Below are 23689 nucleotides of genomic sequence, written 5' to 3'. Positions count from 1 at the left end.
CAAGGAGCACCCATGAACATGAATGACATCCCCGTCCTCCAGGGCGGCTTTGCCCCCATCGACCAGGAGCACTCGGTGGAGCTGACCGACATCGAAGGCGAGATCCCCAAGGATCTGTCGGGCATGCACGTGCGCAACGGGCCCAACCGCCGCTTCGAGGCTGCGGGCCGCTACCACTGGTTCGATGGCGACGGCATGCTGCACGCGGTGCGCTTCGAGGGGGGCAAGGCCCATTACATGAACCGCTGGGTGCAGACCGATGGCCTCAAGGAAGAGCTGGCAGCCGGCCAGGCCCTGTGGCAGGGCATCAAGGACCCGCCGCGCAAGAGCCGGCCCGACATGCCGATGAAGAACACCTCGAACACCGATGTGAAGTTCTATGCCGGCAAGCTGATCTCGATGTGGTACCTGGGTGGGGCGGTGTACCAGGTCAACCCCGCCGACCTGTCCACCGAGGGGCGCCTGGAGTTCGATCCGCGCCTTCAGGGGCTGCCGATCTCCGCTCACTCCAAGGTGGACGAGAGCACGGGCGAGTTTCTGTTCTTTGCCTACGGCAAAGAGGCGCCCTACATGCACTACGGGGTGATGGACAGGCATCACAAACTGACCACTTTCATGCCCGTCGAGTTGCCTGGCCCCCGTCTGCCGCACGACATGGCCATCACCCCGAACTACACCATCCTGCACGACTTCCCGCTGTTCTACGACATGGATGCCTTTGCCGCAGGCCGGCACAAGCTGAAGTTCTATCACGACCTGCCCTCGCGCTTTGCCGTGGTGCCCCGGCATGGCACACCCGAGCAGATCCGCTGGTTCGAGGCCAGCCCGACCTACATGTACCACGTCTCCAACGCCTGGGAGGAGCCTGACGGCCAGGGCGGCACCGAGATCGTGATGACGGGCACGCCCTTCCGTCTGCCCCGCGACGCCCGGGGCGAGACCGACGTGGCGGGCTTTCCCAAGATGCTGGCGCACCTGGAGAACGACTTCATGTTCTATGAGTGGCGCTTCAACCTGCGCACCGGGCAGACCCGCGAACGCATCATCGACGACATCATCAACCAGGAGTTTGCGGTCATCAATTCCGCGATGCAGGGCTTGAAGACGCGCTACTCCTGGAACGTGCTCATGGCCCGCCAGCGGCGCCCCGAGGAGCCCCGCTTTGCCGGCCTGGTGCGCTACGACCTGGAGCGCAACGTGTGCACCACCTACCACGAAGGCACGGGCCGCTGGTTCAGCGAGGCGCCTTTCGCACCCGCAGACAACCCGCAAGCCGAGGACGACGGCTACCTGGTCGGCTTCATGTGGGACGACGAGCGCCGGGCCTCCTTCGTGACGGTCTTTGATGCGCGCGACATCAGCCGTGGCCCGGTGGCCCGCATCCGCCTGCCGCACCGCGTGCCCCATGGCTTCCATGGCACCTGGGTCAGTGCGGCGCGCTTGCGCCGCGGCTATTGAGCACCCCTCACTCAACAGGAGTAGACATGATCCTGGTCACACCCGACAAGGCAGCGAAGTACAAGGCGCAGGGCTGGTGGGGGCAGCAGACCCTCTGGGACCTGTTTGAAATCCAGCGCCGTGAGCGCCCCGACGCCGAGGCGGCTGTCGATGCCTTCAACCGCACCGATTTCATGGACGGCGCCCCGAGGCGCCTCACCTGGGTTCAACTGGGCCTGGAGGTGGATACCTTCTGCCGCTTGCTCATCGATGAGGGCTTGCAGCGCGACGACGTGGTGCTGGTGCAGTTGCCCAACTGCGTCGAGCAGCACGTGGTCTACCTGGCCTGCGCCCGGCTGGGGATCATCGTGACCCCGGTGCCGGTGCAGTACCGCGAGCATGAGCTGTCGCAGATCATGCGCACCAGCGGCGCTCGCAGCGTGGTGACCTGCTCGCGCATCGGGCGGGGGGGCAGCGCCCATCGGGCTGCCGCATTCTTTGACGCGTGGCTGCGGCAGGCGCATCCGGGCACCCGTCTGCTGGCCTGGGGGGTGGACCTCCCGTCGGGCGTCCGAGACATCGGGCAAGCCCTGGCGGTGCCGTTCTCCGCCGGTGATCTGGCGCGGGTCGAGCAGCGCGTCACCGAGGCGGGCGTGACCGCCGATGATGTGTTCAGCCTCTGCTGGACCTCGGGCACCGAGGCCGCACCCAAGGCCGTGCCACGCAGCCACAACGAGTGGTTGGGCCTTTTGCCGGGGGTGATCGAGGTGGCCGAGTTGCGGCCCCACATCCGCATCCTCAACCCCTTTCCCATGATCAACATGGCGGGCATCGCCACGGCGTTCTGCACCGCGCTGCGGCTCGGCGCCACCCTGGTGCAGCACCACCCCTTCAACCTGGAGGTGTTTCTGCAGCAGATCCGCGACGAGGCCATCGACTACACCGTGGCCCCGCCGGCCGTGCTCAACATGCTGTTGCAGAACGAGCAACTGCTGAACGGAATCGATTTCAAGCGCCTGCGGCGCATCGGATCTGGTTCGGCCCCTTTGTCGGAGTGGATGGTCAGCAGCTTTGCCGAGCGCTACGGCGTTCAGATCGTCAACTACTTCGGATCGAACGAGGGGGCCTCGTTGGGCGGTGGTGCGCTCGACATGCCTGACCCGCGGCAGCGGGCCCAGTATTTCCCCCGTGCGGCGGCTGCGCGTCGTGGGGTGCAGACCCGCCTGGTCGACCTGGACACCGAGCGTGACATCACCGAACCCGGCCAAGCCGGTGAATTGCGCTTCGACGGGCCCACGGTGTTCAGCGGCTACTTCAATGCCCCCGCACTGACGGCCAAGGCCTTCGATGCGCTGGGCTATTACAAGTCGGGCGACCTGTTCGAGATCGCCGGCGACCAGGGGCAGTTCTATCGCTACGTCGGCCGCTGCAAAGACCTGGTGATCCGTGGCGGGGTCAACATCTCTTCTGAAGAGATCGAGGGCCTGCTGCAGGCCTGCCCCGGCATCAAGGAGGTGGCCGTCATCGGCGTTCCGTGCGAAACCCTGGGCGAGCGGGTCTGTGCCTGCGTGGCCCCGGTGCTCGGGCATGTGCTGACCCTGGAGGTGATCACCGATTACCTGCGCACCCAACGCATCGCCGTCTACAAGCTGCCCGAACACCTGATGGTGCTGCCCGAGCTGCCCCGCAACCCGGTGGGCAAGCTGCTCAAGCGCGAGCTGCGTCTGCGCTTTGCCGCCTGATTGCCCTCAACCGGCCCCATGCCCACCCTGTTTTGAAAGCTGCTGTGAAACCTGTGCTCCTGCTCATCCCCGGCATGTTGAACACGCCCGACATCTGGACCGATGTCCTGCCCTGGCTGCCTCCTGATCTGGACGTCCGTCTTGCCGAAGTGGCCAGCCAATCGGGGCTGGCCCAGATGGCAGCGGACGCCTGGTCGCAGCTGCACGACCTGCACCCCGATCAGCCCCTGGTGGTCTGCGGTTACTCGATGGGGGCCTGGGTTGCCTACGAGATGCTGCAGCAGTGCCCGGGGCGGGTGTCCGGTCTGGTGCTGCTGGGGGCCTCCGCCCAGGCGGACACACCCGAGCTGCTGCTGGCCCGCGAGAAGGCGGTGGCCGCCATCGCGCGTGACTTCGACAAGGTGGTGGCCGGGCTCAGCCGCTACGCCAGCCACCCGCGCTTCCATGAGCAGGATGCCTGGATGGCGCGCGCACGCGAGCAGTTGCGTGCCATCGGTCCCGAGGCTGCGGCGCGACAGCACCGTCTGCTGATGCGACGCCCTGATGCCCGAGGCTTTCTGCGTGGGCTGCAGATGCCGGTACAGGTGGTGTGTGGCGATGCCGACCTGGTGACGCCCCCCGACCTGTCGCGTGAGCTGGCCGCCTTGATCCCGGGTGCCGAGTTGTGTTGGCTGCCTGGGACAGGGCACCTGAGTCCGTACGAGGCACCTGAGGGTGTGGCATCTGCCGTGCAGGCTTTGCTGCTGCGGGTTCGGCAGGTCCATCCCGCCACGGCCCCGCAGGCGGCCGGCATGGAGGCCCGTTGATGACACCATGGCCTTCTGAGTCGCGTCTGCCCGTGGTGGTGGCCCCGATGTTCCTGGTGTCCGGCCCTGAGATGGTGCTGGCGGCCTGCCGCAGCGGGGTGGTGGGGGCCTTCCCCACCCCCAATGCCCGCCCGATTGCCCAACTGGGCCAGTGGATGCAGCAGATCACCGAGGGGCTGGCGCAGGCGCGCGACGAGCCGCGGCCGCATCCCCTGGGCCCGTGGTGCGCCAACCTGGTGACCCATTCGTCGAACACCCGGCTGGCGCAAGACCTGGAACTGGTGGCCCGCTTCAAGCCACCGCTGGTGGTCACCGCCCTGGGCAGCCCGGCGCCGGCCATGGCCGTGGTCCAGCGCTATGGCGGCCGGGTGCTGGCCGATGTGGTCAACCTCAAGCTGGCCCGCAAGGCGGTGGCGGCGGGTGCCGATGGCCTGGCCTGTATCTGTGGCGGGGCCGGCGGTCATACCGGCTTTCTGAACCCATTTGCCTTTGTCAGTGCGGTGCGTGAGTTCTTCGATGGCCTGCTGGTGGTGGGCGGCGCCATCAGCGACGGCTGGGGCGTGGCCGGCGCCTTGGCGGCCGGCGCCGACGCGGTGTACATGGGCACCCGTTTCATCGCGGTCCAGGAAAGCCTGGCGGTGCCAGCCTACAAACAGATGCTGGTCGAGGCCCAGATGGACGACCTCATCGTCAGCGACGCGATCACCGGCACACCGGCCAGCTGGCTCAAGCCCTCCTTGCGCGCCCATGGCCTGGACCCGTACCGGCTGCCGCCGGCGCCCGAGCGCCACTACGACAGCCACGACAGCGGCACCCGCCAGTGGCGCGATGTCTGGGCCGCAGGCCAGGGCGTGGGCCGCATCCGATCCATCCAGCCCCTGTCCGAGGTGGTGGACCAGATCGAGCAGGAGTACCGACTGGCCTGTGGGCGCTTTCTTCAACGACAGGCAAGGAGTCCCTCATGAGCGAAGCCATCTACATCCTGGGCGGCTACCAGACCGACTTTGCGCGCGCCTGGTCGCGCCAGGGGCAGGACATCTCCGACATGGTGCGTGAAGCCACGCTGGGCGCCCTGGCGGGCAGCGGCGTGGGGGCCGAGCACATCGGCAGCATCCATGTGGGCAATGCCTTTGCCGAGCTGCAGCGACAGCAGGGGCACCTGGGCGCCATGGTGGCCCAGGTGGTGCCCGAGCTGTGGGGCGTGCCCGCGATGCGCCATGAGGGCGCCTGTGCGTCCTCTTCGCTGGCCGTGCTGGCCGCCATGGCCGAGATCGAGGCAGGCCGCTACGACTGCGTGCTGGTGCTGGGCGTGGAAGAGCTCAAGAACCTGCCGGGTGACCAGGCCTCGCGCAACCAGAACGCGGCCTCCTGGCAGGGCCGGGAGGACATCGAGTGCCGCTTCATGTGGCCGGCCGCATTCGGTCTGGTGGCCCAGACCTATGCCCAGCGCTACGGGCTGGATCGGCAGTACCTCAACCGCATCGCCGAGCTGAACTACGGCCACGCCCGCCTCAATCCGCTGGCCCAGACCCGGCATTGGCAGTTCGACCCGCTGAGTTTCACGGACGACGACCAGGCCAACCCGGTGATCGAGCCCGGCAGCCGGCGCCAGGACTGCGCCCAGATCACCGACGGCGCTTGCGCCCTGGTGCTGGCCTCGGGGCGCTTTTTGCAGGCGCAGGGCCGCTCTTGCCAGGGCCTGGCGCGCATCAGTGGCTGGGGCCACCGCAATGCCGGGCTGCGCCTGCGCGACAAGCTTGAGCGCAGCCAGGGCCAGCCCTATGTGTTCGGGCATGTCCGCCAGACCATCGAGGATGCGTGGCGCCGCGCGGGCATCGAAGGCATCGATGCCGTGCACGGGGTGGAGACGCACGACTGCTTCACCAGCACCGAGTACATGGCCATCGACCACCTGGGGCTCACGCCGCCGGGCCAGAGCTGGCAGGCGATTGCCGACGGCAGCATCGAGCGCGGCGGCCGTTGCCCGATCAACCTCAGCGGAGGCCTGATCGGCGCCGGCCACCCGGTGGGGGCCACCGGCGCCCGCATGCTGCTGGATGCAGCGCGCCAGGTCACCGGCCAGGCCGGGGCCTGTCAGAACGAGGGGGCCTGGCGCTTTCAGACCCTCAACATCGGGGGCTCGCTGGGCACCGTGGTGAGCTTTGTGGTGGAGGTGGACTGACATGGCCGCACTTGAACCTCTTGACGATGCCCGGGGCGCTGGGGCGGGCACGGGTGCAGGCCCGGGCACGGGCACGATCAGCGCCGAGCATTGGAAGGTGCTCAGCCTGTCCACCCTGGGCGGCGCGCTGGAGTTCTACGAGTTCGTGGTCTTCCTGCACATGAGCCCCGTGATCAGCCAGCTGTTCTCGGCCTCGGATGTCGCGCCCTGGCTGGCCCAGTTGCAGGTGCTGGGCATCTACGCAGTGGGCTACCTGGTGCGGCCGCTGGGCGGCACGGTGCTGGCCGCCCTGGGGGACCGCATTGGCCGCAAGCGCCTGTTCGGCATCACCTTGCTGCTGATGGCCTTGGGCACGTTGGGCATCGGTGTGTTGCCCACCTATGCCCAGATCGGTGCCGCTGCGCCTGTCCTGTTGCTGATCTGTCGCACCGGGCAGGGCCTGGCCATGGGCGGGGAGTTCCCGGCCGCGGCGTCCTACGTGATGGAGACGGTGCCCGAGAACCGCATCAGCCTGGCCATCGGCCTGCTGACCGTGGGCTTCGGCCTGGGGTCTTTGCTGGCGGTGGGCATGATCCTGCTCTTGTCCAGCCATCTGCCGCAGGCCGACTACCTGGCCTGGGGTTGGCGCGTGCCGTTTCTGGCCGGTGGGCTGTTCGGCCTGCTCTCGGTCCATCTGCGGCGCAGCGTCAAGGAGTCGCCGGTGTTCGTGCAGATGGCCCGTGCCGCCCAGTCGGCGCAACGGCTGCCGTTTTCGGCGCTGTTCACGCGCTACCGGCGTGAGCTGCTGGTGGCCACCGGCCTGGCGCTGGTGTCGGGGGGGCTGATCCAGGCGGTGCAGTTGTACCCGGTGGCGTACTTCCAGGTCGAGATGCAGTGGCCCCGGGCCTTGATGAGTTCCGCCCAGATGGGGCTGACGGCCAGCGCGATGGTCTTCACCGTGCTGACCACGGCAGCCGCTGACCGTTTTGGCAGCACACGGGTCATCACCGTCTTCGCCGTGCTCAACATCATCGGCACCGTGTGGTTCTATGCCCAGGTCACGCCCTCGACGGTGTTTTGGGGCTGGTCTGCCCTCGGGGCGCTCAACGCCGGCCTGGTGCCGGTGGTCCTGGCGCCCATGGCCAGGGTGTTTCCAGCGCCCCTGCGCATCACCGGCATTGCCGCCAGCTACAACCTGGCCCAGGCCATCGCGGGCGGTGCGCTGCCCGTTCTGATGGGCAGCCTGTCGCACCATTGGCCCAGCACGATGTGGGGCGTGCCTGCCGCGCTGTGCCTTGCCGCCATCGTCTGTGCACCGATGGCGCAACGCCTGCAAAAGCCGGTGGCGCCCACGTGATGGGCCTGCCTGCGGCACGCAACCGAGCCCGCTTCAGGCCGCGCACCTGGGTTGGTTTCCCCTCGACCGCACCTCGACCGCACCTCGACCGCACCTCGACCGCATTTGCGCCGGCCTCACCCCCTGAAGCGCTTGCGCGTCAGCGCCAATGCCAGCCAGAAGGCGGCCACGGTGTAGCCGCACAGCACGGCGCCGTGGCGCAGCGCGTGTTCGGGCCAGCGGTCCATGAACAGGGGGCGCACCAGTTCGACGGCATTGGTCAGCGGCAGCCAATCCGAGGCGATGCGCACCAGCTCGGGCAACTGCTCGCGCGGAAAGAAGATGCCCGACAGGAACATCATCGGCGTCAGCACCAGGGTGAAGTAGTAGGTGAAGAAGTCGTAGCCCTTGGCCAGGGCATTGAAGATCAGCGCGATGCTCGAGAACATGGCCCCCACGCCCAGCAGCACGCCCCAGGCCAGCAGCAGCTTGGGGCTGTGGCTGATGCCCAGCGCCAGCATCACGCCCATGATGGCCGTGACCGTGAACAAGGCCTTGAAGGCGGCCCACAGCATCTCGGCCAGCACCACGTCGTCCAGGCCCACGGGGGCGTTCATGATGCCGTCCCAGGTCTTTTGCACGTGCATGCGCGAAAACGCTGAGTACAGGGCCTCGAACGAGGCCGCGTTCATGGCGCTCATGCAGATCGAGCCGCTGGCCAGGAACAGGATGTAGGGCACCTGGGTGTCGCCGTCCGGGCCATGCACCGTGATCTGCCCCACCAGGGCCCCCATGCCGTAGCCGAAGGCCACCAGCCACATCAGCGGTTCGGCAATGTTGCCCACCAGGCTGGGGATGGCCAGCTTGCGCCACACCAGCAGGTTGCGCAGGAACACGGGCCACCAGCGGGTGGACAGGCTGGGCGCCCGCCACACCGAGGGCGGGGGCGGGTAGCTGAGGGGGGTGTGATCGGTGATGGGGCTGGACATGATCGGTGGCAGAAAAATCGGGGTCTGGGGGCAGGGCAGGGGGCTGACGGCGTTCAGCCGCCCTCCCGGATCTGGCGGCCGGTGAGCTTGAGGAACAGGTCTTCCAGGTTGGCCGGGCGGTGCAGGGTGCGCAGGGCAGGCTCCTGGGCCAGGGCGGCCAGCAGGGGCTGGGCCTGGTGGGTGTAGAAGAACACCGTCTCGCCGCTGACCTCGGTGCGGCTGGCCAGGGTGGCCAGTGGGCCTTGGGCCACGGCGGTGGCGCCGGCGCCATACACCTCGACCACCTCGGGCTCCAGGTGCTCGGCAATCAGCTGGCGGGGAGCGCCTTCGGCGATCTTGCGGCCATGGTCCAGCACCAGCAGGCGGTGGCACAGGCGCTCGGCCTCGTCCATGAAGTGGGTGGTCAGCAGGATCGACTTGCCCTGCTGCATCAGGCGCTGCAGGCGCTCCCACATCAGGTGGCGGGCCTGTGGGTCGAGCCCGGTGGTGGGTTCGTCCAGCATCAGCAGGCGCGGGTTGTTGACCAGGGCGCGGGCCAGGCTCAGGCGCCGCTTCATGCCGCCCGACAGCTCGCCGGGCTTGGCATCGGCCTTGTGCGACAAGGCAGCAAACTCCAGCAGCTGCGGCCCGCGTTCCAGCATCGTGCGCCGGGGGATGCCGAAGTAGCGCCCGTACACGATCAGGTTCTCCAGGCAGCTGAAATCGGGGTCCAGGGTGTCGAACTGGGTCACCACGCCGAGCTGGGCCTTGATGTCCAGTGCCTGCGCCGGCATGGCCAGCCCGAAGGCCCGGATGCCTCCGGCGTCGGGCGTCACCTGGCCCAGGCACATGCGGATGGTGGTGGTCTTGCCGGCGCCATTGGGCCCGATCACGCCCAGGCATTCACCCGGGGCGATGGCAAAACTGAGCTGGTCGACCACGGTGGTGTCGCCATAGCGTTTTTGAAGGCCTTGGGCCTCGAACAGGGGCTCTTGCATGGGGGCATTGTGGCCCAGTCGGGGCTCCGGCGCGTGTCTGCGCCGTGACCCGGCCCCGGGGCTGAATAAAATGGCAGGTTACGTTCCATCAACTTCCAGGGGCCAACTTGTCCGACCGTCTAGTGGTGCTGCCGCAGTACCTGATTCCCAAGCTGGCCCTGACCCGATTTGCCGGCTTTGTCGCCAGCGCCCGGGCCGGCGCCCTGACGCACTGGATCATCCGCCGCTTTGTGGCCCGTTACGGCGTGGACCTGTCCGAAGCCCAGCTCAGCCAGCCCAGCGATTACGCCAGCTTCAACGAGTTCTTCACCCGCCCGTTGCGCGAGGGGGCCCGCCCGCAGGCCGATGCGGCCTATGTGTGCCCGGTCGACGGCGCCATCAGCCAGTTCGGGCGCATCGAGCGCGACCAGATCTTCCAGGCCAAGGGCCATTCGTACAGCACCCAGACCCTGGTGGGCGGCAATGCCGCGCTGGCGCGCCAGTTCGACGACGGTGAATTCGCCACCCTGTACCTGAGCCCGCGCGACTACCACCGCATCCACATGCCCTGCACCGGGCGGCTGCTGCGCATGATCCATGTGCCGGGCGATCTGTTCTCGGTCAACCCGGCCACGGCGCGCGGCATTCCGGGCCTGTTCGCCCGCAACGAACGCGTGGTCTGTGTGTTCGAAGACGAGGCCCGCCGCCCCTTTGTGCTCACCCTGGTGGGCGCCACCATCGTGGGCAGCATGGCCACCGTGTGGCACGGCGTGGTCAACCCGCCGCGCCCGGGCACGGTGCGCGAATGGCGGTATGACACGCAAGAGGTGGTGATCGCCAAGGGCGCCGAGATGGGCCGCTTCCTGCTGGGCTCCACGGTGGTGATGCTGTTCCCCAAAGACACCCTGTCCTTCAACCCCGACTGGGCCCCGGCCCGCGCCATCCGCATGGGCGAGGCCATGGGCCACAGCGCCGCCAGCCCGGCTTGATCGCGCCCCTTCAGTTTCTGTTTTCAAACCCCTACCTGCGCACAGCGCCCCAGAACCATGACCACTCTCGGCACCCCCTTGTCGGCCTCGGCCACCAAAGTCATGCTGCTCGGCTCCGGCGAGCTCGGCAAAGAAGTCCTGATCGCGCTGCAGCGCCTGGGCGTCGAGACCATCGCGGTCGACCGCTATGAGAACGCCCCGGGCCAGCAGGTGGCCCACCACGCCCGCACCATCACCATGAGCGATCCGGCCCAGCTCAAGGCCTTGATCGAAGCCGAGCGCCCGCACCTGGTGGTGCCCGAGATCGAGGCCATCGCCACCCCCATGCTCGAAGAGCTGGAGGCCGCCGGCGTGGTGCGCGTGATCCCCACCGCCCGTGCCGCCCGCCTGACCATGGACCGCGAGGGCATCCGCCGCCTGGCCGGTGAAACCCTGGGCCTGCCCACCAGCCCCTACCAGTTCTGCGACTCGCTGGCCGAGTTGCAGGCCGCGATTGACGCCGGCATCGGCTACCCCTGCATCGTCAAGCCGGTGATGAGCAGCTCGGGCAAGGGCCAGAGCAAGATCGACGGCCCGGCCGACGTGCAAAAGGCCTGGGACTACGCCATGGCCGGCGGCCGCGTGAGCCACGGCCGCGTGATCGTCGAAGGCTTCATCGACTTCGACTACGAAATCACCCAGCTCACCGTGCGCTCGGTGGGCGCCGACGGCCAGATCGTCACCAGCTTCTGCGACCCCATCGGCCACGTGCAAGTCAGCGGCGACTACGTGGAAAGCTGGCAACCCCACCCCATGCACCCGGCCGCACTCGAAAAATCGCGCCAGATCGCCAAGGCCGTCACCGACAACCTGGGCGGTCAGGGCCTGTTCGGCGTCGAGCTGTTCGTCAAGGGCGATCAGGTCTGGTTCAGCGAGGTCAGCCCGCGCCCGCACGACACCGGCCTGGTCACCCTGTGCACCCAGCACCAGAGCGAGTTCGAGTTGCACGCCCGCGCCATCCTCGGCCTGCCGGTGGACACCAGCCTGCGCAACCCCGGCGCCAGCGCCGTGATCTACGGCGGCGTCGAGGCCCAGGGCATCGTGTTCGACGGCGTGGACGAGGCCCTGGCCATCCCCGGCACCGATCTGCGCCTGTTCGGCAAGCCCGAGAGCTTCGTCAAGCGCCGCATGGGCGTGGCCCTGGCGCGCGGCACCGACACCGACCAGGCCCGCGCCACCGCCAAGCTGGCCGCCTCCAAGGTCAAGCCGCGGGTGGCTTGAGCGGGCTGGGCGGGTCTGATCCAGATCAGGCGCAGCAGTGATGAACGAGGCTGAGATCCGTCAGGGGCTGATCGACCGGTTGCGTCGGCAGGCGCAGGGGGTATCGGCCACCTACATCTCCGAATTGTGCATTGACCGCTTTGACCGCCGCGTTGATCTGGTGCAGGTGGGGGGCCGGCTGGCGGCCTTCGAAATCAAGAGCGACCGAGACCGCCTGACCCGGCTGCCGGGGCAACTCGACAGCTATTGCCGTTTTTTTGAACGTGTCACGGTGGTGTGCACCTTGCGGCACCTGGCCGCTGTGCAGTCACAAGCCCCGGCTGAGGTGGGGCTTTGGACAGTGGATGCCGAGCAGGGCTTCAAGGTGGTGCGCTCACCGCGCCTGTTGCGGGGCCAGCGGCTCGAAGATTGGTTGAGTTTTCTGCCCGTGCCTGAGCTGCGTCGCCTGTTGCGATCCCAAGATCGGCCTGTGCACGGAACCAGAGAGGCCTTGCTTGTCCAGGCCAGCACCCTGCCCAAGACCTTGGTGCGGGCCCATGTGCTGAACAGCCTGCGTGCCCGTGAAGATCGATTGGCGCCACGACGGGCTCAGCAACTCGCCGTGGCCGAGGCCCGCCAAGGCAGACTCGTGGCACCCACCCCCGAGGCCCGTCTGCAGGCCTTCCTCAGTCGCTTCTCCGTGCCGACGCAGGCCTTGGTCAGACAGGTTTCAGGGGCTCATTCATCGTCGTCCGTTTGATCGATGGCTTGCAGCAGGCGCTGAGACAGGCTCAACTGCCGCGCAAGGTGGAGATTGACACGCACCGCGATCCACGACACAGGAGCGACCCCGTGCGGATGGCCCTGAGCTGCCTGCAGAATCATGTCCTCACCCCACAGACCCCGCGTGCCCAGGCTGGGGTCAGAGGCCGCGATGGCTTGTGCTGCAGTGATGTAGCCCTGGCGGGAGTGATCTTTCGGGCTGCGTGCGAATTCCCAGCTCAACTCCCCAGGGTAGTCGACACGGGCTGCCCAGCGCATGGCGCTCGATTCATCGTAGACCACCGAGTGGATTGACCCATGATCACCGTAGCCCACCACGGCATGGCCGCCGATGCGTGCGTGCAATTCACGCTCCAGGATGTCGATGGTTCCCGCGCTTTGAGTGGGGTCGGCAAATGGCAGGACCGAGGCTGGAAAACTGGTCGAACTGACCACGATCAACAGGTTCGGAAAGGCTGCTCGAAGGTGGTTGATTGTGAGCAGTGTGGCTTGAACGTACGTTGGCAGCGCTGCGCGGATGAACTGGGCATCGATGAAGACAATCGCGCCTGCTGGATCGTCCATGGCGCTGAGGGCCTGGATGACCAACGGGGGATGATGCTCGAAGTCCGTGATTCGGAAGGCCACCTGGCCGGCCTGTTGTTCCAGCCCACGTGCCTGTTGCAGCCAGTCACGCAATGAGGCCTCTGGGTGGGTTTGAAGTACCGGCAGGGCTTGGGGCCAATCCTTGACGAAGTCTCGCCAAGCTTTGAAACCGTGCTGCGGGCTGCGCAAGCGCTGTTGGACATCGGGAAGATGGGTGAGGTCCTGGGTCAGATCCAGGCAGTAGGGTGCGCCGGCCATGACCTGGGCCGCTTTTTCGGCGCCTTTGGAGAAGTCTGTGGCTTTGGGCCACCTGCCCAGGGTCAGCATGGGCAGCATGGCCTGTTTTTGTTCCGGACGGAGGTGTTCCAGGCCTTTGAGTTCAGCCTGCCGCGTCCGGAGCATCGGGAAGTAGGGATATCGGTCCAACGCAATCATCGAATGCCTCCATGAATTCGATGATTGTTGGGTGTTGCCTTGGACTCTGCCCTGTCGTTCGATGGCCGGCTGGAGCGTTCCGATGACAGCTGTTTCCTGGTGTTATTTCAATCCGCCTCACCCCAGCTTGCGGTACAGCGTTTGCCGGCTGATGCCCAGTTGGCGGGCGGCGGCCGAGAGGTTGCCGCGGGCGTTCTGGATGGCCTGCTGCACGGCGGCGCGGGAGATGTCGGCCAGCTTTTGGTCGCTGCCCATCGCGACGGCGGTCGCTGCAGGGGCCGGCACTGATGCCGGTGCAGAGGGGCTGGGGGCGGTGGGGCGCAGCAGGGCCAGCATGTCGTCGGGCAGGTGGGGCCAGTCGACGGTGGTCTCGCCGGCGTCCAGCAGGGCGATGGCGGTGCGCAGCACGCTGGCGTATTGGCGCAGGTTGCCGGGCCAGGGGTAGGCGGCCAGGGCCTGCAGCAGATCGGGGGCGATGTCCAGCGGGGGCTCGCCGCCCAACTCGCGCAGCAGTTTGCGGGTCAGGGCCTCGAAGTCGCTGCGCTGGCGCAGGGCCGGCAGGATCAGGGTCAGGCCGTTGAGGCGGTAGTACAGATCGGCCCGGAAGCGGCCGGCCTCGGCCGCCTCGCGCAGGGGCTGGTGGGTGGCGCAGATCAGCGCAAAGTCGACCGCCACCGCAGCGCCGCCGCCCAGCGGGCTGACCTGGCGCTCTTGCAGCACGCGCAGCAGCCGGGTCTGCAGGGCCAGGGGCATGTCGCCGATCTCATCGAGGAACAGGGTGCCGCCGTCGGCCTCGCGCAGGCGGCCCAGGCTGCCCTCCTTGCGCGCGCCGGTGAAGGCCCCAGGGCTGTAGCCGAACAGCTCGGACTCGATCAGGTGCTCGGGCAGGGCGGCGCAGTTGATGGCCACAAAGGGGCGGTGGCGGCGCGGCGAGCTGTCGTGCACGGCGCGGGCGAACAACTCTTTGCCCACGCCCGATTCGCCATGCAGCAACAGCGGGATGGGCTTGCCGCAGACGCGGCGGGCCTTGTCGGCAATGGCTCGCCAGGCGGCGTCGCCGGTGTCCAGTTGGGCCAGGGCGTCTTGCTCGGGGGGCGTGGCCGGGCCGGTGCTGCGCCGGGGCGGCGAGGCAGACCGCATCGCCACGCGCTGTCCGGGCTGGGCGCGCACCAGGGCGTGCAGCACCGAGCCGTCCTTGCGGTGCAGCACCAGGGGGCTGTCGTGCTGGCTGGCGGCGCGGGCCAGCAGGGCGTCGATGCGGGTGTCGAGCACGCGCGCGATCGGGGTGGCGCCGATGTCCTGGTGGCGCAGGCCCAGCCAGGCCAGGGCCTGCCGGTTGGCGCCCATGATCCAGCCATCCTCGGACAGCGCGACCACGCCTTCGGCCAGGGTGCCGATGCCGTGCGCCTGGGGGTGCAGATGCAGGCAGGTGCTGTGGCGGCAGGTGGTGGCGAACAGGCGGTTTTCGATCATGCGCGCCGCGGTGTTGACCAGGCCCAGGGTGTGCGGGTGGTGGCTGCGCTGATCGCCCGAGATGTCGAGGATGCCCAGAAGCTCGCCGGTGGCCGAGACAATGGGCGAGGCCGCACAGGTCAGGAAGTCGTTGCGCTCCAGGTAGTGCTCGGGGCCGTGGATCTCGATGCCGCAGGACTCGGCCAGGGCGGTGCCGATGGCGTTGGTGCCGCGCTGGCTTTCGTGCCAGCAGGCCCCGGCCTGCAGGGCCACGCGCTCGGCCTTGCCCAGAAAGTCGGCGTCCCCCAGGGTGTGCATCAGCGTGCCATGGCGGTCGGCCAGCACCACCATGCTGTGGCTGTGGCGCACCTGCTCGAACAGGTACTCCATCACCGGTTGCGAGTGGTTGATCAGGTCGATGTTGCAGGCCAGCGACTGGCGCAGCTCGCTGCCGCTCAGGTGGTCCACATGGTGCATGCCGCTGGCAGGCGTGAGGCCCGCCGCCAGGCTGCGCTGCCAGGAGCGGGCCACGCGTTCATCCACCGCCTCCAGCGGCAGGGTGCCGCCTTGCTGCAGGCGCAGCCGGGCCTCGCGCAGCACAGGGCCGGGAACGGGGTGCGTGGTCGCCATGGTCATCTGTCTCCTGGGCGCTTGCAGCGCTTCTGGGCATGGAGTTTAGGCGGTGTGACAGTTTGTGTGACAACGCCAGGGTTTGCGCGGGCCAAGTGTTCCATTTTTGGACAGGTGTCTTGGGATGCAACGTCCGCGAGTTGTCCGCGGGCGTCGATTTTTGACGCATGGCACGGCGGTCCGGGCCGTTTTTCGAGGCTTCGGGTTTGTCCTTAAGCGCTGGAAAAAATCATTGTCAATCAAGGGCTTGCGGTTCGGGTGGGCAGGCATTTGCGGGGTCTTGGCACGCTCTCGGCACCCGGTGGCACAGCTCTTGAGAAGCAGTGCTGTCCGCCAGGCATGGGCCGGCGACTTTTTTCTGACAACAGCTGGAGACACGCATGATTTACGCTGCACCCGGCGCCGCTGGCGCCAAGATCGTCTACAAACCCCGCTATGACAACTTCATCGGTGGCCAATGGGTGCCGCCGGTCAAGGGCCAGTACTTCGACGTGATCACCCCGATCTCGGGCGCCGTCTACACCCAGGCCGCCCGCTCGAGCGCCGAAGACATCGAACTGGCCCTGGATGCGGCCCATGCCGCCGCCGACAAGTGGGGCAAGACGCCCGCTGCCGACCGCGCCAACATCCTGCTGAAGATCGCCGACCGCCTGGAAGCCAACCTCGAGCTGCTGGCCTACGCCGAGACCGTGGACAACGGCAAGCCGATCCGCGAAACCCTGAACGCCGACATTCCGCTGACCGTCGACCACTTCCGCTACTTTGCCGGCTGCGTGCGGGCCCAGGAAGGCGCCCTGAGCGAGATCGACGAAAACACCGTGGCCTATCACCTGCACGAGCCCCTGGGCGTCGTGGGCCAGATCATCCCCTGGAACTTCCCCATCCTGATGGCGGCCTGGAAGCTGGCCCCGGCGCTGGGCGCTGGCAACTGCGTGGTGCTCAAGCCCGCCGAGTCCACCCCCATCAGCCTGCTGGTGCTGGTCGAGCTGATCGCCGACCTGCTGCCCCCGGGCGTGCTCAACATCGTCAACGGCTTTGGCCGCGAAGCCGGCATGCCGCTGGCCAGCAGCCGCCGCATCGCCAAGATCGCCTTCACCGGCAGCACCAGCACCGGCCGCGTGATCGCCCAGGCTGCGGCCAACAACCTGATCCCGGCCACGCTGGAGCTGGGCGGCAAGTCGCCCAACATCTTCTTTGCCGACGTGATGGACAAGGACGACTCCTTCCTGGACAAGGCCATCGAAGGCCTGGTGCTGTTCGCCTTCAACCAGGGCGAGGTCTGCACCTGCCCCTCGCGCGCCCTGATCCACGAATCGATCTACGAGAAGTTCATGGAGCGCGTGCTCCAGCGCGTCGCCGCCATCGTGCAGGGCAACCCGCTGGACACCGACACCATGATCGGTGCCCAGGCCAGCAAGGAACAGCTGACCAAGATCCTGTCGTACCTGGATCTGGGCAAGCAAGAAGGCGCCGAAGTGCTGGCCGGTGGCGGACAAGCCCACCAGGCCGGTGACCTGGCCGGTGGCTACTACGTGCAGCCCACGCTGTTCAAGGGCCACAACAAGATGCGCATCTTCCAGGAAGAAATCTTTGGCCCGGTGCTGGCCATCACCACCTTCAAGGACGAAGCCGAAGCCCTGGCCATTGCCAACGACACCCTGTACGGCCTGGGCGCCGGCGTGTGGAGCCGCAACGGCAACGTGGCCTACCGCATGGGCCGCGCCATCAAGGCGGGCCGTGTGTGGACCAACTGCTACCACGCCTACCCGGCGCACGCGGCCTTCGGTGGCTACAAGGAATCGGGCATCGGCCGTGAAACCCACAAGATGATGCTGGACCACTACCAGCAGACCAAGAACCTGCTGGTCAGCTACAGCGAGAACAAGCTGGGCTTCTTCTGATCCGGCTGACGCTGGATTGAAACTTCTCTCTCCTTGACGCGCCCCGTCACCCGGCCCTGGCCGGGTGCCCGGGCGCTTTTTGTTTCGTGACACGGAGGTGTTCCATGGTTGACAAAGTGATCGCCACGCCCGCGGCGCTGGCGCTGATCGAGCAACTGCGCGCCGAGCACGGCAGCTTCTTTTTCCATCAATCGGGCGGCTGTTGCGACAACAGCGCGGCCAACGCCTACCTGCCCGGCGAGCTGACCCTCGGTGCGGGCGATGTGTACCTGGGCGAGATCGGCGGCATCCCGTTCTACATCGGCGCCAACCAGTACGAGTACTGGAAGCACACCCAGCTCATCATCGACGTGATCGAGGGCCACGGCGGCACCTTCTCGCTGGAGGGGCCCACGGGAAAGGCGTTTCTCACGCGCTCGCGCGTGTTCACCGACGCCGAGGCCGCCGAACTGGGGCTGTGAGCGTTGATGCGGGCGCTGTGCGGGGGCGGCTGGGGAGCCCCCGGGGCTCAAGCCGCCTTGCGCACCCAGCCCTGCAGCAGCAGGCCTGCCAGCAGGGCGCACAGGGCGGCGCCTTGGGCCAGGGCGTCAAAGCCGTGGTGGGTCAACACCCAGCCACCGCCGAACGAACCCAGGCTGACCGCCAGGTAGGTGGTGCAGCTCAGGCAGGCCATGGCCAGGCCGCGCGCGCGTTCGGACACCTGGGTGACCAGCGTGGCGGTGCCGGTCTGGGCCAGCCCCTGCAGTGCCCCCCAGCACAGCATGGCGGCTGCCAGGGTGGTGGGGTGCCCGGTGGCCGGGGCCAGCAACAGCAGCAGGCAGGCCAGCAGCAGCAAGGCCCCGCGCAGCACCTGTGTCTTGCCAAAGCGGTCGAGCACGCCGGCATTGAGCGTGCTGGCCATCAGGCCCAGGCCATAGCAGGCAACGAACAGCGCGAAGCCGCCACTGCCCAGTTGCAAGCGGGCCTGCACCGTCACCCCGAGAAAGGTGTAGACCCCGTAGAAACTCAGCATGTCAAAGAAGTTCAGGGCCAGCAGCGGCAGGGCGGCGCGGTCCAGCCGTGGGCGGCTGGGCGGGCCCGAACCCGCTGCCGAGAGGGGGGGCGCGGCGGCGTCCGGAGGCGGTGAAAGGGGTGAAGAAGGGCGCAACAAAGGGCGCAACAAAGGGGCGGCCGGCATGCGGTTCACCCGCCAGGCCGCCACCGCCGCCAGCAGCGCCACGGCCACAAAGGACAGGCGCCAGCCCCACCACTGGGCGATCAGCCCCCCGACCGGGATGCCCAGGGTGAGGGCCAGTGACCAGCCCGCCATCACCCGGCCCATGGCCCGGGCCCGGTCGGCAAAGGCCGTGCAGTCGCCCACATAGGCATAGCAGGCCGGCAAAAAGGCGCCCGCCGCCGCACCGCACAGGGCCCGCGCGGCCACCAGCGCGCCCAGGCTGTTGGCCAGGGCGCACAGCAGCCCCGCCAGCACGAACAGCCCCAACGCAGCCCGCAACAGGGTCAGCCGCGGCACCCGGTCGCCCCACAGGCCCACGATGGGGGCGGCCCCCGCCAGCGCCAGCCCGTAGGCCGAGACGGCCCAGCCAGCCTGGGCCGGGCTGGCTTCAAAGGTGCTGGCCAGGTCGCCCAGCACGGGTGAGATCACCAGGCCCTCGACGCCGATGGCCGTGACCCCCAGCGTCAAGCCCAGCAGGGCCCAGGGCTGCAAGGGGGCGGGGGTGGCCTGGGCGTCGCCGCGGATCGGGTCTGATTCGCTGCGGTCGCTGTCGGCGCTGTGGCCCATGCCGCTGCCGCTCATGCTCCGGCCTCCGTGGGGCCGGGCGTCGAATGCGCGTCCACGGGCTGTTGGGGCACAAAGCAGATCCAGGGCATGGCCAGGTTCGGTCGCAGCTCACGCACCACGTTCAGGCCGAAGTGGGCGGCGCACAAGGCATTGGTGATGCAGGCCGAGGGCTGGGGGGCGGCCAGCAACAGCCGGCAGGCCTCGGCGTTCGAGCCGGCCTGCCGGGCCTGCTCCCAGCTCAGGCCCAGTTCGGGCAGCAAGGGGGCCACCGCGGCGTGGTGGATCAGCTGCTGCAGCCGAGGCGCGGCGGGCCCGGCGCGGGTGCCCAGCACCAGGGCGGGAATGGGCATGATGAACACCTGGCTGGCGCGCAGCGCCGCGTCCATGATGAAGGTGTTGAGCCGGGGGTAGGCGGCCGGCACCAGCAGCGCGTCGGCTTGCCCGGTGCGCAGCAGCTCGCGGGCGGCCTCGAACGAGGCGCAGCCGACGGTCTCGCGGGCGCCGCCCCAGCGCCGGGCGACGTGCATGCTGCAGGTCAGCTCGGCACCCTCGTCACCCAGGGTGGCCAGGCGGCGGTGCAGCGGCCCGGGGTACAGCGCCCCGGGATACGGCGGCCCGCTGCTGGGCAGCCCACCCACAGGCGCGTTGGTGGGCCGCAGGGCCGCGTTGGCCGCCGGTGGGGGGCGGTGCTGAGGGGTGTGGGCCCGGGCTGTGGAGGCGAGGGCGGGGGTGTGCATGGGCTGTCTCCCTGGGCTGGTGCCCGGGCCCACCGTGGGCCAGGCGGCTGGGGAGCAGTGTTGTCAGTCCCGTCGGCTCAGGTCTTGAACATTCTTGCCGGATCGGCCAACCGGGCGTGGGCACCCGGCTCAGCGGCCGGCCACTCCACGGCGGGCCCTTCAAGCGCCTGGCCAGGGATGGCCTGGTAGTGCCGCGGGTAGTGGCGGGGCGTCACGCCCCGGAACTTCTTCAGTTCGCGCGTCAGATGGGCCTGGTCCGCATAGCCGCAGTGCGCCGCCACCTGGCCGGCCGGTACCGCCTGCAGCAACAGGTCTTCGGCCTGCTGCAGCCGAATCTGGTTGCGGAAGAACACCGCCCGCATGCCAAAGGTGTGGCGGAAGGCCCGGCTGAAGGCGGCCGGGCTCATTTGCAGGCCCCGGGCCCCCAGGGCCAGGGTGGGCTGGCTGTGCGTGGCGTCCAGCCAGGCGCGCAACTCAGGCCTTTGCAGAGGGTGGGGCGGCAGGCCGCTGCGGCGCGCCCAGCCCAGGCCCGTGCCCAGCACCGTCTGGGCCATGCGCACGGCGGCGCCCAGGTCTTGCAGATCCAGCGCCTGGGCCAGGGCCATGGCCAGGGGGTGGGCCGGCAGCACCGGCTGGCCCCACCAGGCCAGCCCGGGTGAGGCCAAGGGGGGCGGCTGGCGCTCGGGTGCAGGCTGGGGCGCCGGCGGCCCCAGGTCCGATTCGGCCAGGTACAGGGCCTGGTAGCGGCTGCCTTCGCTGCTCAGGGCCTGATGGATCTGGAACGGGGCGATCACCACCAGGTCGCCCTGGCGCGCGGTCCAGGCCTGCCCGGCGCAGTCAAAGTGGCATTCACCCTGGGTGATGGCCGCCACAAAGAAATGCTCGTGAAAGTGGGGCTCGAAACGGTGGGCACCGATGTCCCAGCGCAAGGTCCGGGCGTGGCCTGCGGGCGGCCGGGGGCTGGGGTGGATGGTGGGCAGGGCGGTCGGGTGGGCGTGCGGGCTGACGGGCATGGCGAGGTCCTGTGGCGTCATCGCAGCCTAGCAAACGACCGGGCGGCCGTGCTGACGTCTGGTCGGCGCCAGCGGGCCTCAAGGCAGCAGGGCGTTCATCTGCGTCCGGTGGCCTGCGCACAAGCCCGGCCGCGCCGTGTGACTGCCAGGTCGAGCGCCGGTTGGGCCCGCGCAACAAGCATCCGCTGCGGGTCGGCCGTTCTCAACCCGCCTTGGGGCGCGGCGCCGGCTTGGGCGCGGGTTCGGGCAGGGCCAGTGCGGTGGTGCGCACCAGGTCGACCAGCCACTCGCGCTCGTCCCAGTGGTCGGGATCGATGTGGAAGTAGGGCTTGCCGCCGGGGTAGGGGGGCTTTTCGTCGGCGCTCTTGAGCAGCGGGCGCGCGGCCTCGGTGGGTTTGAGGAACAACTGGTCATCGCAGACCAGGCCCACCGGCTTGCCGGCCAGGTACAGGCAGTACTCGCCGAACATCTTGCGCACCGACACCGGGCCCGCGGCGGCGAGCTGGTCCAGCAGGTGGTCGATGGTGCTTTGTCTTGTCCCCATGGTGTCCTCCGTGAATGGCCGGATGGGCGCATTGTGACCGCTTTGGCGTGCCCGCAAAACCCCTGATCCGGCCGGCCTTGCGCCAGCGCAAGACAGTGGCCTCAGGGGCGCGGGGCCCCTGCGGGCGGTTTCACTGGAACGCCACCTCGGCAAAGCTGCGCAGCTTGCGGCTGTGCAGGCGGGCCATGCCTTCGGCGCGCAGGATCTCCAGCGCGCGGATGCCGATGCGCAGGTGCTGGTCCACCCGCTCGCGGTAGAAGTGGTTGGCCATGCCGGGCAGCTTGATCTCGCCGTGCAGCGGCTTGTCGCTCACGCACAGCAAGGTGCCGTAGGGCACGCGAAAACGGAAGCCGTTGGCGGCAATGGTGGCGCTTTCCATGTCCAGCGCCACGGCGCGGCTCTGGCTGAAGCGGCGCTGCGGCTGGTTGTCGGGCAGCAGCTCCCAATTGCGGTTGTCGGTGCTGGCCACGGTGCCGGTGCGCATGAAGCGTTTCAGGTCGGGGCCCGCCACCTGGGTCACGTCGCTGACGGCGGCCTCCAGCGCCAGCTGGATCTCGGCCAGCGCCGGGATCGGCACCCACAGCGGCAGCTCTTCATCGAGCACGTGGTCTTCGCGCACATAGCCGTGGGCCAGCACGTAGTCGCCCAGTTGCTGGCTGTTGCGCAGGCCGGCGCAGTGGCCCAGCATGATCCAGGCATGCGGGCGCAGCACGGCGATGTGGTCGGTGATGTTCTTGGCATTGGCCGGGCCCACGCCGATGTTGACCATGGTGATGCCGCTGTGGTCGGCGCGCACCAGGTGGTAGGCCGGCATCTGCGGCAGGCGCGGCGGCGGGGCACCCAGCTCGTCGCCGGGTTCGGCACTCAGATCGACGCGGCGCGTCACCACGTTGCCGGGCTCGATGAAGGCGATGTATTCGCTGTCGGGCTTCTTCATCTCTTCGTGGCCCAGGCGCACGAATTCGTCGATGTAGAACTGGTAGTTGGTGAACAGCACGAAGTTCTGGAAGGCGCGCGGCGAGGTGCCGGTGTAGTGGCGCAGCCGGTGCAGCGAGTAATCCACCCGCGGCGCCGTGAACAGCGACAGGGGCAGGGCCTCGCCGGGCTTGGGCGTCCAGGTGCCGTTGGCGATGCCGTCGTCCATGGCGGCCAGGTCGGGCAGGTCGAACACGTCGCGCATCAGCTGGCGGCGATCGGCGCTCATCTGGCCTTCCACGTGGTCGTGCTCGCTGAACGAGAAGTGCACCGGGATGGGCTGGTTGCTGGTGCCCACCTCCAGCTCGACGCCGTGGTTCTGCAGCAGCAGGGTGAACTGCTCCAGGTAGTACTCGTGGTACAGGTCGGGCCGGGTCAGGGTGGTCTCAAAGTGGCCGGGGCCGGCCACGAAGCCATAGGCCAGGTGGGCGATCTCGGGGTTTTGCATGCTGCGCGACACGGTTTCGGTGTGGATACGCACAAAGGGGTAGCAGGCCCGCACATGGCCCGGCAGGGTCTCGCCCTGCACGAAGCGCTGCATGCTGTCGCGCAGGTGGGCGATCTGCTGGTCGTAGATGGTGTGCACCTGTTGCAACGCCGATTCGGCGCTGAGATGGCGGGTCGGGGCGATGAAGGGAGGTAAATACGGCATGAGTGCATTGTGCCGTTGGGTTGTGACGTGGTTGGGCTTGGAGGGGATTTTTCATCTGGCGATGAGGTGCGGGGCCTCTGGTGTGGGTGTGCCTTGTCCACTGGCTTGTGGCTTTTTGGTGCCGCTGCGCTCTGGTGGTTCTGCTCTTTGGTTGAGGGCGGAGGCCGGGGGTTCGTCCCGGCGGCCGAGCCACTTTCTTTTGCTTCGCCAAAAGAAAGTAGCCAAAGAAAAGGCGACCCGAAGTCAGGGCCACTTCGTGGTTCCCTGCGCTGCTCGCGCCAGGTGGGGTCTCGCTAAACTCGCTTCGCTCAAACAGACGCGAGCCCTTATCCCCCTGTCACTCCGCTGCTCGGCCCTGCCCCACGGGGCAAGCGGGTACGGGATCGGGCGGGCTTGCGAAGGGGCTGTGCTGCCGCTTCGCTCTGATCGTTCTGCTCTTTGTTGAAGGGCGGAGGCCGGGATTGCGGCCCGGCGGCCGCCTCACTTTCTTTGCTTCGCCAAAGAAAGTAAGCAAAGAAAGGCGACCCGAAGTCAGGGCCACTTC

Annotated in this window: 20 protein-coding genes; 11 read left to right on the top strand and 9 right to left on the bottom strand. The window is 68.2% G+C overall.

The annotated features are described in order from the left end of the window. Positions 1-12: 12 nt before the first annotated feature. From L880_RS0130690 to L880_RS34030, 6 genes are read left to right on the top strand one after another with little or no spacing between them, the layout of a single operon-like run. The gene (locus tag L880_RS0130690) at positions 13-1458 is read left to right on the top strand and encodes a carotenoid oxygenase family protein (RefSeq protein WP_027478859.1); all 1446 of its coding nucleotides are present in this window, start codon (positions 13-15) and stop codon (positions 1456-1458) included. A 26-nt stretch (positions 1459-1484) separates the two neighbouring features. Then, positions 1485-3179, top strand: coding sequence for a class I adenylate-forming enzyme family protein (locus L880_RS0130685; protein WP_027478858.1), 1695 nt, complete (start codon positions 1485-1487; stop codon positions 3177-3179). Between the two features lie 44 nt (positions 3180-3223). Then, positions 3224-3985 carry an alpha/beta fold hydrolase gene (locus tag L880_RS34035; protein WP_051443716.1) on the top strand — a complete coding sequence of 254 codons (762 nt, stop codon included), beginning with the start codon at positions 3224-3226 and terminating at the stop codon, positions 3983-3985. Beyond that, positions 3985-4950 carry an NAD(P)H-dependent flavin oxidoreductase gene (locus L880_RS0130675; protein WP_027478857.1) on the top strand — a complete coding sequence of 322 codons (966 nt, stop codon included), beginning with the start codon at positions 3985-3987 and terminating at the stop codon, positions 4948-4950. Before L880_RS34035 ends, L880_RS0130675 begins: the two co-directional genes overlap by 1 nt. Then, positions 4947-6167: an acetyl-CoA acetyltransferase gene (locus tag L880_RS0130670; protein ID WP_027478856.1), complete on the top strand. Its 1221-nt coding sequence runs from the start codon at positions 4947-4949 to the stop codon at positions 6165-6167. The genes L880_RS0130675 and L880_RS0130670 overlap by 4 nt, the downstream gene beginning before the upstream one ends. Position 6168: 1 nt before the next feature. Further along, positions 6169-7503, top strand: coding sequence for an MFS transporter (locus tag L880_RS34030; protein WP_051443715.1), 1335 nt, complete (start codon positions 6169-6171; stop codon positions 7501-7503). 116 nt (positions 7504-7619) lie between these two features. On the opposite strand, the gene L880_RS0130660 is transcribed toward L880_RS34030, so the two are convergent. Then, positions 7620-8471: an ABC transporter permease gene (locus tag L880_RS0130660; protein ID WP_027478855.1), complete on the bottom strand. Its 852-nt coding sequence runs from the start codon at positions 8469-8471 to the stop codon at positions 7620-7622. 53 nt (positions 8472-8524) lie between these two features. Then, on the bottom strand, positions 8525-9448 hold the full coding sequence (locus tag L880_RS0130655) for an ATP-binding cassette domain-containing protein (RefSeq protein ID WP_027478854.1): 924 nt from the start codon (positions 9446-9448) through the stop codon (positions 8525-8527). A gap of 107 nt (positions 9449-9555) precedes the next feature. Here L880_RS0130655 and asd point away from each other — a divergent pair, with 107 nt between their 5' ends. From asd to L880_RS34675, 3 genes are read left to right on the top strand one after another with little or no spacing between them, the layout of a single operon-like run. Further along, positions 9556-10416, top strand: a complete 861-nt coding sequence (gene asd / locus L880_RS0130650) for an archaetidylserine decarboxylase (RefSeq protein WP_027478853.1) — start codon at positions 9556-9558, stop codon at positions 10414-10416. Positions 10417-10473: 57 nt separating this feature from the next. Continuing rightward, positions 10474-11676, top strand: coding sequence for a formate-dependent phosphoribosylglycinamide formyltransferase (purT, locus tag L880_RS0130645; RefSeq protein ID WP_027478852.1), 1203 nt, complete (start codon positions 10474-10476; stop codon positions 11674-11676). 40 nt (positions 11677-11716) lie between these two features. Next, positions 11717-12415, top strand: coding sequence for a sce7726 family protein (locus L880_RS34675; RefSeq protein WP_027478851.1), 699 nt, complete (start codon positions 11717-11719; stop codon positions 12413-12415). Here the strand turns inward: L880_RS34675 and L880_RS0130635 are convergent. Both L880_RS0130635 and L880_RS0130630 read right to left on the bottom strand, forming a co-directional pair. After that, positions 12394-13458, bottom strand: a complete 1065-nt coding sequence (locus L880_RS0130635) for a beta family protein (protein WP_027478850.1) — start codon at positions 13456-13458, stop codon at positions 12394-12396. The two genes, L880_RS34675 and L880_RS0130635, sit on opposite strands and share 22 nt — an antisense overlap. A gap of 117 nt (positions 13459-13575) precedes the next feature. Continuing rightward, positions 13576-15540: a sigma-54-dependent Fis family transcriptional regulator gene (locus L880_RS0130630; RefSeq protein WP_027478849.1), complete on the bottom strand. Its 1965-nt coding sequence runs from the start codon at positions 15538-15540 to the stop codon at positions 13576-13578. Positions 15541-15920: 380 nt separating this feature from the next. On the opposite strand from L880_RS0130630, the gene adh reads away from it, so the two are divergent. Then, the gene (adh, locus tag L880_RS0130625; RefSeq protein ID WP_027478848.1) at positions 15921-17441 is read left to right on the top strand and encodes an aldehyde dehydrogenase; all 1521 of its coding nucleotides are present in this window, start codon (positions 15921-15923) and stop codon (positions 17439-17441) included. A gap of 104 nt (positions 17442-17545) precedes the next feature. Further along, positions 17546-17902: a DUF779 domain-containing protein gene (locus L880_RS0130620; protein ID WP_019577179.1), complete on the top strand. Its 357-nt coding sequence runs from the start codon at positions 17546-17548 to the stop codon at positions 17900-17902. Positions 17903-17949: 47 nt separating this feature from the next. On the opposite strand, the gene L880_RS0130615 is transcribed toward L880_RS0130620, so the two are convergent. From L880_RS0130615 to L880_RS0130595, 5 genes are all read right to left on the bottom strand, one after another. Continuing rightward, complete coding sequence (locus tag L880_RS0130615) at positions 17950-19239, bottom strand: MFS transporter (protein WP_084461791.1); 1290 nt, start codon at positions 19237-19239, stop codon at positions 17950-17952. Continuing rightward, entirely contained in the window at positions 19236-19961 is a 726-nt protein-coding gene (locus tag L880_RS0130610; protein WP_027478846.1) for a type 2 periplasmic-binding domain-containing protein, read from the bottom strand. The genes L880_RS0130615 and L880_RS0130610 overlap by 4 nt, the downstream gene beginning before the upstream one ends. Before the next feature lie 77 nt (positions 19962-20038). Further along, entirely contained in the window at positions 20039-20974 is a 936-nt protein-coding gene (locus tag L880_RS0130605) for a helix-turn-helix domain-containing protein (RefSeq protein ID WP_169737823.1), read from the bottom strand. A 202-nt stretch (positions 20975-21176) separates the two neighbouring features. Beyond that, positions 21177-21518: a TfoX/Sxy family protein gene (locus L880_RS0130600; RefSeq protein ID WP_019577174.1), complete on the bottom strand. Its 342-nt coding sequence runs from the start codon at positions 21516-21518 to the stop codon at positions 21177-21179. A 130-nt stretch (positions 21519-21648) separates the two neighbouring features. Further along, positions 21649-23145: an AMP nucleosidase gene (locus L880_RS0130595; RefSeq protein ID WP_027478844.1), complete on the bottom strand. Its 1497-nt coding sequence runs from the start codon at positions 23143-23145 to the stop codon at positions 21649-21651. Positions 23146-23689 lie beyond the last annotated feature (544 nt).

It is taken from the genome of Curvibacter gracilis ATCC BAA-807 (genome assembly GCF_000518645.1).
GTDB lineage: Bacteria > Pseudomonadota > Gammaproteobacteria > Burkholderiales > Burkholderiaceae_C > Curvibacter > Curvibacter gracilis.
This window is presented reverse-complemented; position numbering and strand designations above follow the sequence as displayed.